We start from the raw sequence: 12,426 nt of genomic DNA, 5'->3' as shown, positions 1-12,426 counted from the left end.
AAATGGTTTTGTCAATCCAGTTTTATCCATATGAAGAACAACCTTGTCTCCGTTATAACAAATGGAATAAATGAATCAACGGCCAGACAAACAGCAAGCTGTCAAAGCGGTCAAGCATGCCGCCATGGCCAGGAAGAATATTCCCGGAGTCCTTAACATTATAATGACGTTTCAGTGCTGACTCGACAAGATCCCCTACTTGGCCGAACACAGACAAAAATGCAGTCGCCATTAGAAGGATTAATGTCGGTACTTTCATATCTCCAAACATACTGAACAGCACAGCAACAACAAGGGCAGAAACTATTCCGCCAAAAAAGCCCTCTGTTGTCTTGTTCGGACTGATTTCAGGCCAAAGCTTATGTTTGCCAATTGCACGTCCGATAAAATAGGCTCCTGAATCGGTAGCCCATATAATGAAAAGTGAATAAAACACAAATGTTAAGCTTGCTTCTCTTGTTTCAATGAAGAAATAAAAACCAAGTCCGACATAAAGTGTAGACATGATTGAAAAAGCTACTTCCTCAAAAGTGAAGCGATTTTTAGTTATGACCGTATATGTCAAAAATAAAAGCACTCCAAGAAAGAAAAGCTCAAGTTTTGTATAATCAATTTCCTTTAGAAAGCCACTATATTGGTCTGGAATCAAGAAAATCCATAATAATAACAAAGAAAGAATCCCCGGAACGGAGAAAAGCTTTATTTGCTTCATCTTGAGTGCTTCGTATAATGCTACGGAAGCGATTAGGTAAACCATCGCAATAAATGGCCAGCCTCCAAAAATAACGATTGGAAGAAAAACAGCTGCTGCTATGACTGCTGTAATGATTCTTTGCTTCATTTATTTATTCACACCTTTTTTATACTCCTCCAAAACGCCGTTGCCGGCCCTGGAATGCTTCAATTGCTTCGACAAAATGTTCTTCATCAAAATCTGGCCACAGTACATCTGTAAACCAGAACTCCGTGTATGCCAGCTGCCAAAGCATAAAATTGCTTAAGCGAATTTCACCACTTGTCCTTATTAACAGGTCAGGATCATCCAAATACTTTGTCATGAGATAAGAAGAGAAGACTTCTTCGTTCAGCTCACTCTCGGTAATATTACCATTTTTAACATCATCCATTACTCTTTTAACGCCGTCAATGATTTCTGCCCGACTACCATAGTTAAGGGCAAAGTTTAAGACAAGGCCGGTATTATTCTTTGTATCTTCCATCGCTTTTCCGACTGCCCTTTTCGTATGCTCAGGAAGTTTATCCTTATATCCAATCATTTCGACACGGACATTTTCTTCAATTAATTCAGGAAGGAAGGTGCCAAGGAATTCTTCTGGCAGTTTCATCAGGAAATCAACTTCCATTTTAGGCCTTTTCCAGTTTTCTGTAGAAAAAGCATAAACAGTAAGGGTCTTAACACCAAGTTCATTGGCCAGCTTGGTTATTTTGCGGACAACCTTCATGCCTTCATGATGGCCAGCAACCCGGGGCAAAGCGCGTTTTTTAGCCCAACGCCCATTACCATCCATGATAATGGCAACATGGGAAGGGACTTCATGGTCTTTAATTTGAAGTACGCGATCACGGAAACTGGAAGGATTTTGATCCTTCTTCCACGGATTCATTTTATTTAACATTCGGACAGCTCCCCCAAAAGATTATCTTTAGCTCCAATGAGTCATACATCCAGGCGCTGACTATGCCTGGCATTCGTTTGGCGCTGAAGCCGGACTGCTTATTAAAAGCGATCCTTTTCTTATCTCTTTCAATTCCATATGCCACTATCATACCAAAAAAGAAAAAAGATATCTCTATAAACCGTTGGACAACACCTTAATATTCTAAAGAACCAGCCTGCTACTGAACAAAAGGAGCCTTATATACAGAATATGTTGTCTAGTAGTAAAACAGAATATAACAGCAAACATTATTATATTCTATCATTTTGGCCGTTTACGTAAACTCTTTGTATTAATAAACTGCCTTTAATTAGGCTGGTAATTACCGTTCCAGGAGGATGCTCCTGCGGAGTTCACCTGTCCAGCTGATACCGGAGGATATTGACTGAGCTCCCCCGAAACCGTCCACGGACGATGGAAATGCGGTAGCATTTCCGGATGAGTATATGCGCCTTCCGCTCCATTCAACTGGACTTATAAAACAACGAAAACCTTAACACAGCCAGATTATCAACTCATTATTCTTCATAATATGTATAGAGAAAAAACCCCCTGGAAAACAGAGGGTTTTCGATGTTGATTACAATAGAAGCCTTACACTTCCATGATTTCTTTTTCTTTGTCTTTTGTAATCTGATCGATTTTTGCGATATGTTCATCCGTTAGCTTTTGAATATCGTCAGAGTATCCACGGAGGTCATCTTCTGTGATTTCTCCGTTTTTCTCTAGCTTCTTCAGATCTTCGTTGCCGTCGCGGCGAATATTGCGGATCGCGATTTTTGCTTCTTCAGCTTCCTTTTTAACTTGCTTTGCAAGCTCTTTGCGTCGTTCCTCAGTCAGCTGAGGAATCGCGATCCTGATGATTTGTCCATCGTTTGCAGGATTCAGGCCAAGATCAGACTTTAAGATCGCTTTTTCAATTTCACCAAGGATTGACTTATCATATGGCTGGATAACCAAAAGACGCGCTTCCGGTACAGAAATACCAGCTAGTTGATTGACTGGAGTTGGTGCTCCATAATAATCCACCTGTACTCTGTCTAAAAGAGAGGCGCTTGCTCTGCCTGCACGGATGCTGGCAAGTTCGCGTGTATAAGCTTGGATCGCTTTTGACATTCTTTCTTTTGCGTTAGCAATTGCTTGTTTTGGCATTAGTTTTTCCCCCTCACGATTGTTCCGATTGTTTCACCCATTACTGCTCGTTTAATATTACCTTTTTCCATAATAGAGAATACAATTAACGGGATATCATTGTCCATACATAGAGATGAAGCTGTTGAATCCATGACAGCCAGACCTTCCTTCAATACATCCAGGTATGAAAGTTCATCATATTTAGTTGCGTTTTTATCAACACGCGGGTCTGCAGAATAAACGCCATCAACGTTATTCTTTGCCATAAGGATTACATCTGCTTCGATCTCAGCAGCACGTAATGCAGCTGTCGTATCCGTTGAGAAGTACGGATTTCCTGTTCCGGCTGCGAAAATGACGACTCGCTTCTTCTCCAGGTGTCTGATTGCCCTTCTTCTGATGTACGGCTCTGCAACCTGGCGCATTTCGATGGAAGTTTGAACCCTTGTCTCGATTCCCGCTTGCTCCAGGCTGTCTTGTAAAGATAGGGAATTCATGACGGTAGCGAGCATGCCCATGTAGTCTGCCGTCGCTCTGTCCATTCCCATTTCTTCACCGATTTTGCCTCTCCAGATATTTCCTCCGCCTACTACAACAGCGACCTCCACATCCAGTTCTGCAATCTCCTTCACCTGGTCTGCAACATTTTTGATTACCGACGGATTGATGCCAAATCCTTGTTCTCCGGCTAATGCTTCTCCACTTAACTTTAAAACAACTCTTTTGTATTTAGGGCTCGTCATAGGGTACCTCCATATGTAATTTAAGGCCTCTCATAAGCACGTGTATGCTTAAGTAAGAGCCTATTTAAAGCTATGTCCAAAAACAGGGAACACTGGAGTGTTCCCTGCAATTACATAGGCTAGTAAAAATTATTTCTTGTTTACTTGGTTCATTACTTCTTCAGCAAAGTTATCTTCACGCTTTTCGATGCCTTCGCCTACTTCGTAACGAGTAAACTCGCGAAGTGTTCCACCTTTTGATTCAACAAACTGGCGTACTTTTTGATCAGGGTTCTTAACGAATGGCTGGTCAAGAACACAAACGTCTTCGAAATATTTGCTCAGGCGGCCTTCAACCATCTTAGCAACGATATTTTCTGGCTTGCCTTCGTTAAGAGCTTGTTGAGTAAGGATTTCACGCTCATGCTCAACTTCTTCTTGAGATACTTCGTCACGAGAAACATATTTAGGGTTTAATGCAGCGATGTGCATGGAAACGTCTTTAGCAGCTGCTTCGTCTGTAGTTCCTTCAAGAACAGTAAGAACGCCAATGCGGCCGCCCATGTGAAGGTAAGCACCGAATGCATCGCTGTCAGTTTTAGTTTTCACTTCAAAGCGGCGAAGGGAAAGCTTCTCACCGATTTTTGCGATTGCATTGTTGATGCGAGTTTCAACATTTTCGCCATTTTCCATTGTTTGAGCGTTAGCTTCTTCAACAGATGCAGGCTTGTTCTTAAGAAGGTGCTCAGCGATTTCCTTAACAAGAACCTGGAAGCCTTCGTTTTTTGCTACGAAGTCCGTTTCAGAGTTCACTTCAAGGATTACAGCTTCATTGCCTTCTGCAAGGATGTAAGTAGTACCCTCTGCAGCGATGCGGTCAGCTTTCTTAGCTGCTTTAGCAATTCCTTTTTCACGAAGGAAATCGATTGCCTGATCCATATCACCATTTGTTTCCTGAAGTGCCTTTTTGCAGTCCATCATACCTGCGCCAGTTTTTTCACGCAATTCTTTAACCATTTGTGCAGTAATAGCCATAATGAAATTCCTCCTAAAATCTTGGTTATATGTAACTATACTTTATTTTAACTTGATTTCGCCAATATAAACCCCATTGGAATTTATACGGAATATAAGTCTTAAAAAAAGGTGATAAAGGGTGCTTCCCTATATCACCTTATTTTAAATTAAGCTTCTACAGCTTCTGTAGTTTCTTCGCCTTGCTTTGCTTCGATAATAGCATCAGCCATTTTAGAAGTTAGCAATTTAACAGCGCGGATCGCGTCATCGTTCGCAGGGATAACTACGTCGATTTCGTCTGGATCACAGTTTGTATCAACAATTCCAACGATAGGAATGTTCAATTTGCGTGCTTCAGCAACAGCGATGCGCTCTTTGCGTGGGTCAATGATGAAAAGAGCATCTGGAAGGCCCTTCATGTCCTTGATTCCGCCCAAGAACTTTTCTAAACGCTCTTGCTCTTTCTTCAATTGAACTACTTCTTTCTTAGGAAGTACTTCAAAAGTTCCGTCTTCTGACATTCTTTCGATGTTCTTAAGACGAGAGATACGCTTTTGGATTGTTTCGAAGTTAGTTAGAGTACCACCCAACCAACGTTGGTTAACATAGTACATACCAGAACGAGCTGCTTCTTCTTTAACAGAATCTTGAGCTTGTTTCTTAGTACCTACGAAAAGAACAGTACCGCCGTTACCAGCTAGCTCTTTCACGTAGTTGTATGCTTCTTCAACCTTCTTAACAGTCTTTTGAAGGTCGATGATGTAGATGCCGTTACGCTCAGTGAAGATATATTTCTTCATCTTAGGGTTCCAACGGCGAGTCTGGTGACCGAAGTGTACACCAGCTTCAAGCAGTTGCTTCATTGAAATTACTGACATTGTGTTTCCTCCTAATGGTTTTGATTTCCTCCGTCCAAATCATCTTCAGCCAGGAACTGACGAAACAGCACCATCTGGCCGAATCAATGAACGTGTGTATTAACACCATGAGATAATATAGCATAAATAAAACTGACATTCAAGTTATTCTTGCGTTTTTTGCCGAAATTTAAGCAAAAGTTCTATTTCTGTTTTCCCTTTATCCAGGTCCCTGGCAATTTCTTCAATCGTCAATCCCTGTTTTTTCATGTACAGAACCTGGTCAATAAAACTTAACTGATTTAATTCAACGGTATTTTCCTGTGAATCCACTGCGATTATATCATTCTCAGCCACATGTAAATCAGTTGATACTGGTTCATGGTTTTGCTGGTACGCCTTCCTTGCAGCATGGTAGGCAATGCCTTTGCCAAGTCGATTAGGATGTTTTTCCTGTTTTATATGATCGTAGCCTTTTTCCGGCTCCTTATCTGACGCCTCGATGGCAACCGTATCTTTATCATTAGGTTGATTTTTAACTTTTGTTTTAGTCATCACCTCGAGGAATTTATCATTTTCCTCTTTTAATTCAAAGAGATAAGCTGAAAATACCTCTTCAATCTCTTTGATGATTTTTTCCTGCTTTTTCTCTGCTTCTACAAGCCGATTTTGGCGTAGGTATAATAGGATAATTGCGAAGATTGCTGCACCGTTTAAAATGAGGCTTAAAAGTAGTAGAAAAGTGGTCATAACATCCCTCTATCCGCTGTAATCAATTACCTTCCCTTTATAAGGATGGTGGTGCTGTGCAGGTTGGTCATTCTTGTTCCTTTTATCCCCCCTGCCATTTTGCTCCTGGTGGCCCGAATGGCTTCCCTCCTGATTCAGGCGGGCTTCTTGCTTTTGGTTATTTTTAACCACGGTCTTGCGCTTTAAATCATCTTCCTTTGTCACACTTTGTGCCGCATGCTCCTGAAGATGCTGTCCCCGCTGCTGAAGTTGTTCCTGTATCTTGCCGGCATCATGTGTCCTCGGAAGCGCAATCTGCATTTCGATTGCTTTGAGGCTCATCGTGTCACTTCCTAACTAGTGGACTTTCAGTATCAATAATCGGATGAATTGAAATCTCGCTATTTTCCAGATGAAAGCTAACTTTCCTGTAAACCTGGTTTGTCAAGAACGCATACTTTCCGAAAAACACCTTTGTATTCGGGAATAATTTGTCGAAAACAAACAAGGATGAGAGTAATCTATCCTGTTTTTCAATTTGTAAAAACTCGAGTTCAGACAGCAATTGAGCTAAATCAGCTTCAACATTCTGCCTTGTATTTCGCTGTTTCACAATCATCTGTTTTTGTTCAGCAGTAAGTGCACCTGACCGGTTGCCAATTTCAGCAAGCTTCACTTCTATTTCAGTAAGCTTTCTGATATTAGCTTTTGCTGTTTCAATGGATTGGAGAGTTTCGAGCTCTGCTTTTTCCAGCAATGGATCCCAGCCAACGGCTAACTCGGTTTTGGTAAAAAGCTCATTGCCTAATTCCTTTACGGAAATATTTCGGCCAGCAGAAATTGTCCCACCGATGATAGTTCCAGTACGGCATTCTACATTGCCGGCAGCAGTAAGTTTACTGTGCAGTATGGAAGACTTCACGATTATATCCTGTCCTGCTTTTACATTGGCCTGGTTCAGGTAATTCGCCAGTACACTCCCCCCCGCTGAAACCTTACCCTTCAGCGCTCCGGCTACACCACCCTTGATGATGATATTGCCTTCTGCATAGAGATTGGCTGCCTCAACAAGTCCATCAACTACGATGTCTCCCCCAGCTTTCAATTCATACCCGCTTGGCACATTCCCTCTAATTGCAATATTCCCCACAAAGTCAATATTGCCTGTCCTTAAATCAAGATCACCTTTCACTTCGAATACAGGATTGACCGAGATTGATTTTTGGGTAATGCTGACCTGCCCATCACATGCTGCAAAGAACTGTTCGGATTCAAGAATCACATTATTTCCCGGCTTGATCCTGAGGGGACGCCCATGCTTGGCTGGAATGGTCTTCCCAGTGACATCTGTCCCATGTCTTCCATTCATTGGCGGGACTACAGATGCCAACAACTGACCCTTTCTAACAGAGGGAATATGGATGACAGAACGAAAATTAAAGACTTTATGGTCCTCAAGACTATTTTGTTGGAGTTCGTTGCGCAAATATGAATCTGCACCATCCACTTTAGGTTCTCCTGCAGCAATAATGATTGGATACTCGATAGAATTAGGATCTTCGGAGATTTTTGTTACAACATCCCTCTTAACACCGAACACGATCTTTTCTTCTTTTAATATATTCATTAATTCGTCTACGGAAAAAGCTTTTTCTTTATTTCCTATATCCAGAATCAATTCAGCTGCAAGCCTGTCATGGGATAACTTCACCTTATATTCCATCGCCAAGTTGATCTCCTGCCTTCTTTTAAGCTGTCTCTAACCATTTTCTCAGTTTAAATATCGCTTTTGAATGAATTTGTGAGATCCTCGATGTAGATAAATTCATGACTTGACCAATCTCTGTTAGTGTTAATTCTTCTTTATAAAACAAACTCAATACGAGTTGTTCTTTATCATTTAATTTTGAAACTTTTTCAGCTATCTCTTCCAGCAATTCAGACTTAATAAGTTTATCTTCAGGAATTTCAGCTTTTTCATCCTTGATCACAAATGATTGGTTATCCCGTTCATCATTTTCACTTGGATGTTCATCTATGGATAGTACATTCGCAAAAAAATGTTCATTTATTGTTGTGTAAATTTCTGTTTCATCCATGTTCAGTTCGCTGGCAATTTCTTCGATGGTCGCATTTCTCATAAACCGCTGTTCAAGTCGCTCGATCGCTGCATCAATCTTTTTGGCTTTTTCCCGAGTACTTCTTGGCAGCCAGTCTTCTTTTCTTAATCCGTCTAAAATCGCTCCACGAATTCGAAATGAAGAATATGTATCAAATTTCAGATCCCTGTTTGGATCGAATTTTTCTAGAGCATCGTATAAACCAATCATTCCCAGACTTTTTAGATCATCTCTAGACACACTTTTCGGAAGACTCACTGAAATTCTTTGCACATGGTAGGAAACAAGTGGCATATATTTTTTTATCAGCAAATTACCTGCATCCGGATCACGGAACTGTACCCATTTATCCCATGTTACCTGTTCTTCCGAAGTGGATCCTCGTACCATTGTAATCCTCCTCACGCGCATTACGCATTATTCTTTGAAGCTATCAGATAAATCAACTTCCATTAAATTTCACTATTCCCTTTATTAACAGTCCTGATTTGCATCAAACCGGTTTTGGGGTCGAACTCAATCGTCCTTCCGCTATTCCCACCAACATCCTGGGCTAAAACCGGAATCCTGAGTTCCTTCAATTCTTGTAAAACTGCTTCCACATTCCTAGGTCCAATCCTCATCATATCGCTGCTTCCGGAAAACTGGAACATTTGCGCGCCGCCAGCAATCTTCGCTTTTATTCCTGAAGGTCTTGCTCCTATTTTTACCAAGGCATTTAACAGTTCCTTAATGGCTGTATTAGCAAATTTGGCTTTATTCAGCGGCTCCGCTCGAGATAATGATGAATCTGGCAGCATAATATGTGCCATACCAGCGATTTCCCTTGCCTGATCATACAATACCACACCAACACAGGAACCAAGACCCGTAGTCCGTATTAAATCAGGAACCTTAACGATATTCATATCAGCAATGCCAACTTTGATGATTTCTGCTGTTTTATGCATCAACCCTTACTCCTAGTGCAGAAAAAATGATATGGAACGAATCCGGGTCTGGCAATAGAAAGAAATGACCATTCACGCTGTCTGGCAACTGAGCTTCCTCTTCATCCAAAGCCGTATCGATCACGATTGCATAATCACTCACCTGGGACAATTCCAGCAGTCCGAAACTGATGACTGCTCCTACCATATCTATACTTAAAGCCGGAACTGAAGGGTACAGGCTCAGTTTCGTAAAATCCGAAAGAGAAGATAAATATGACCCTGATAAAATATTGCCTAATTCCTGGAGGGCGGACAATGCCAGTTCATTATCTGGTTCTTCGGAAAACGAGAATGATTGGTTTTTTGTAAGTTGGCCAATATATTTCTCCGCCTGTGGAAGCGGAAGGATAAAGAACATGCTCCCTGGAGCATCGCCCTCTATCCGAAGAAAAACACTTGCTACCACATTGTCGGGTCCACCAGCGAGGTCCATCACTTCATCAAAGGATACGACCCTGACACTGGGAACTTTCATATCAATTTTTTTATTCAATAAAGTTGATAAAGCCGTCGCAGCATGTCCTGCGCCAATATTTCCTACCTCTTTTAATATATCAAGGTGAATGTCCGAAATGCTTTTTAGAAAAGTCATAGTTATATTCCCTTCACTTACAAAGCTTTAACTTCGTCGGACTCAAGGATTTTGTTCAAGTCTATTAAAATCAATAACCTCTTATCCAGATTGGCTACTCCATCAATAAAACCTTCAGCTGCTATACCCACGACTTCAGGCGGTGGTTCAATCAAGCTTGTTGGGATATCAATGACATCATTTGCGCCGTCTACAATTAACCCAACTTCTTTATCTTCTACAGAAACAATGATTACACGAGTACTTTCGTTGTATGCTTGTTCCTCTATGCCAAACCTGACACGCAAATCCAAAAGCGGAGTCACTACTCCTCGAAGGTTCATTACCCCTTTTACAAAAGGATTTGTATGAGGGACCCTTGTGATATGCATGATTTTTTCAATTGATTTCACCTGGCTTACTGGAACACCATACTCTTTATCATTCAGCTGGAACACGATTACTTTCAAGTCTGAAACCAGATTTTCAGCCATTTTCATCACTCCTAAAATATCATCGTCATTGAGTTAAGCAGGAATCTATTTAATTAAGGCATTGCAATCGACAATCAAAGCTACTTGTCCATCTCCAAGGATCGTAGCTCCGGAAATCGCAAATACATTCGTTAAATAATTTCCTAATGATTTAAGGACTACTTCTTGCTGGCCGATGAATGAATCTACAATCAAACCAGCCATTTTATCTCCTTTTCGAACGATAATGACAGAGTGGAATTGATCATCAACCTGCTCTGACGGTACCTCGAAGATATCCTTTAAGTACAGCAGCGGCACGACCTTGCCTCTAAAATCAATCACCTTTTGATTATGCGCATTCATGATGTCAGTGTCTTTAATTATGGCTGTCTCGATAATAGATGATAAAGGAATAGCAAATTTTTCTTTCTGGATTTCGACTAACATAACAGAAATGATCGATAATGTCAGCGGAAGCTGAATCGAGAAAATAGTTCCCTCATTTTCCTTTGAATCGATAGAAATCGATCCTCCCAATGACTCGATCGTATTCTTTACAACATCCAGTCCTACTCCGCGTCCGGAAATATCTGATATTTTTTCAGCTGTAGAGAAGCCGGATGAAAGAATTAATTCATACGCCTGTTTATCAGTAAAGCCCGCAGCGGATTGTTCGGTAATGATACCTTTGCTGATCGCCTTTTTCAGTACCTTATCCCTGCTGATTCCGGCACCATCATCCTCGATTTCAATGAACACATGATTTCCGCTATGGAAAGCGCGAAGTACGACAGTACCCTCTTCATTCTTGCCCTTTGCTTTCCGCACTTCAGGTGATTCAATGCCGTGGTCAACCGAATTTCTCAATAAATGCACAAGAGGATCACCAATTTCATCAATTACCGTGCGATCCAATTCTGTTTCTGCACCTACGACTTCAAGGTTGATCTTCTTATTTAAATCTCTCGCTAACTGACGAATCATTCTAGGGAAGCGGTTGAATACCGTTTCAACCTGGACCATCCGCATATTCAAAATAATATTTTGCAGGTCACCTGAGATCCTTGACATTCTTTCGACTGTTTCAGTAAGTTCGCTATTTTCAAGGTCTTTGGAAATTTGCTCTAGTCTGCCGCGGTCAATTACAAGCTCTTCAAATAAGTTCATTAAAATATCAAGACGTTCGATATTTACTCGTATCGTTTTGCTGCTATTACTTTGCTGTTTGACACTGCCTTTTTTATCATTAACCGATGAAACTTCAGTTCCAATCGATTGGGATTGTTGTTCGGAGGCAGGAGTATTAGATTCTACCTGGGTGTTTAAATTTGCCAACACTTCACCATACGTGTCATTGCTTTCTTCAGCAAAATCAAATGACCTTAAGTCAGTTTTCACAACTTCAGACACCTTCATGATCTTGCCTTTAATATCCTCTGGTTCCTCTTTGGAGACAATGGTTACAGTAAATTCATCGTCAAACTGTTCTTCCTCAAGTTGCTCTACTGAAGGGTTTGCTTTGATTACTTCACCAATCTGCTCCAGCACCTCAAAAACCATATAGACCCGGGCAGCTTTCAGTAAGCAATCCTCGCGCAAAGCGATAGCAATTTCATAAACACCGAATCCTTGTTCTTTGGACTGCTTTAATACGGTCAATTCAAATTCATCATAGTGTGATTGTTGATTTGCTTCTAAAACTGCTGTAGCAGCTACCTCATTCTTGGCAGAACCTGAGAGAGGTTCCCCTTTTTCAATCAATTTCAACTTTTCGACTGTTTCAGTAACGTCCTTTTTGCCATCGCCCCCGGAAGCGATCGACTGAACCATATCTTCCAGGTGGTCGACAGCCATGAAAATAACATCGACAATTTCAGGTGTAGTTGTCAATCTGTTATTCCGGATTGCATCCAATACATTCTCCATTTGATGAGTAAGGCTTGCCAGATCCTCATAACCCATTGTCGCTGACATCCCTTTAAGAGTATGGGCTGACCTGAAAATTTCATTAATGATGGATAGATCCTGTGGATTCTTCTCTAATTCCAGCAATTGTTCATTACAGGCCTGTAAATGTTCTTTACTTTCTTCAATAAAGACTTCAAGATATTGATTCAATTCCATGTGCT

The 12,426-nt window shown here is 41.0% G+C and carries 14 protein-coding genes; all 14 read right to left on the bottom strand.

All coding sequences use genetic code 11. From position 1 onward, the window contains the following. Positions 1–52 precede the first annotated feature (52 nt). The 14 genes from CD004_RS07700 to CD004_RS07635 all read right to left on the bottom strand — a co-directional run bounded on the left by CD004_RS07700 (position 53) and on the right by CD004_RS07635 (position 12,421). Complete coding sequence (locus CD004_RS07700) at positions 53–841, bottom strand: phosphatidate cytidylyltransferase (protein WP_102262220.1); 789 nt, start codon at positions 839–841, stop codon at positions 53–55. 19 nt (positions 842–860) lie between these two features. Continuing rightward, a complete protein-coding gene (locus CD004_RS07695) occupies positions 861–1,637 on the bottom strand; it encodes an undecaprenyl pyrophosphate synthase (RefSeq protein ID WP_102262219.1) in 777 nt (258 codons plus the stop codon). Between the two features lie 636 nt (positions 1,638–2,273). Beyond that, positions 2,274–2,831 carry a ribosome recycling factor gene (frr, locus tag CD004_RS07690; protein WP_102262218.1) on the bottom strand — a complete coding sequence of 186 codons (558 nt, stop codon included), beginning with the start codon at positions 2,829–2,831 and terminating at the stop codon, positions 2,274–2,276. After that, the gene (pyrH, locus tag CD004_RS07685; RefSeq protein ID WP_102262217.1) at positions 2,831–3,556 is read right to left on the bottom strand and encodes a UMP kinase; all 726 of its coding nucleotides are present in this window, start codon (positions 3,554–3,556) and stop codon (positions 2,831–2,833) included. Before pyrH ends, frr begins: the two co-directional genes overlap by 1 nt. A gap of 129 nt (positions 3,557–3,685) precedes the next feature. Then, entirely contained in the window at positions 3,686–4,570 is an 885-nt protein-coding gene (tsf, locus tag CD004_RS07680; protein ID WP_102262216.1) for a translation elongation factor Ts, read from the bottom strand. Positions 4,571–4,719: 149 nt separating this feature from the next. Continuing rightward, positions 4,720–5,430 carry a 30S ribosomal protein S2 gene (rpsB, locus tag CD004_RS07675; protein WP_041967225.1) on the bottom strand — a complete coding sequence of 237 codons (711 nt, stop codon included), beginning with the start codon at positions 5,428–5,430 and terminating at the stop codon, positions 4,720–4,722. Between the two features lie 144 nt (positions 5,431–5,574). Next, complete coding sequence (locus CD004_RS07670; protein WP_102262215.1) at positions 5,575–6,159, bottom strand: hypothetical protein; 585 nt, start codon at positions 6,157–6,159, stop codon at positions 5,575–5,577. A gap of 9 nt (positions 6,160–6,168) precedes the next feature. Next, complete coding sequence (locus CD004_RS07665; protein WP_102262214.1) at positions 6,169–6,480, bottom strand: hypothetical protein; 312 nt, start codon at positions 6,478–6,480, stop codon at positions 6,169–6,171. Positions 6,481–6,484: 4 nt separating this feature from the next. Then, positions 6,485–7,861, bottom strand: a complete 1,377-nt coding sequence (locus CD004_RS07660; RefSeq protein WP_233435018.1) for a flagellar assembly protein A — start codon at positions 7,859–7,861, stop codon at positions 6,485–6,487. Between the two features lie 25 nt (positions 7,862–7,886). Next, the gene (locus CD004_RS07655; RefSeq protein WP_102262212.1) at positions 7,887–8,648 is read right to left on the bottom strand and encodes a FliA/WhiG family RNA polymerase sigma factor; all 762 of its coding nucleotides are present in this window, start codon (positions 8,646–8,648) and stop codon (positions 7,887–7,889) included. Between the two features lie 62 nt (positions 8,649–8,710). Then, positions 8,711–9,208 (bottom strand): chemotaxis protein CheD, encoded by a 498-nt coding sequence (locus tag CD004_RS07650; protein ID WP_102262211.1) that lies wholly within the window; start codon positions 9,206–9,208, stop codon positions 8,711–8,713. Continuing rightward, positions 9,201–9,842 (bottom strand): chemotaxis protein CheC, encoded by a 642-nt coding sequence (locus tag CD004_RS07645; protein WP_102262210.1) that lies wholly within the window; start codon positions 9,840–9,842, stop codon positions 9,201–9,203. The genes CD004_RS07650 and CD004_RS07645 overlap by 8 nt, the downstream gene beginning before the upstream one ends. Before the next feature lie 17 nt (positions 9,843–9,859). Further along, positions 9,860–10,315 (bottom strand): chemotaxis protein CheW, encoded by a 456-nt coding sequence (locus CD004_RS07640; protein ID WP_404809818.1) that lies wholly within the window; start codon positions 10,313–10,315, stop codon positions 9,860–9,862. 45 nt (positions 10,316–10,360) lie between these two features. Next, entirely contained in the window at positions 10,361–12,421 is a 2,061-nt protein-coding gene (locus CD004_RS07635) for a chemotaxis protein CheA (protein WP_102262208.1), read from the bottom strand. Positions 12,422–12,426: the final 5 nt, after the last annotated feature.

It is taken from the genome of Mesobacillus jeotgali, from assembly GCF_002874535.1.
GTDB lineage: Bacteria > Bacillota > Bacilli > Bacillales > Cytobacillaceae > Mesobacillus > Mesobacillus jeotgali.
This window is presented reverse-complemented; position numbering and strand designations above follow the sequence as displayed.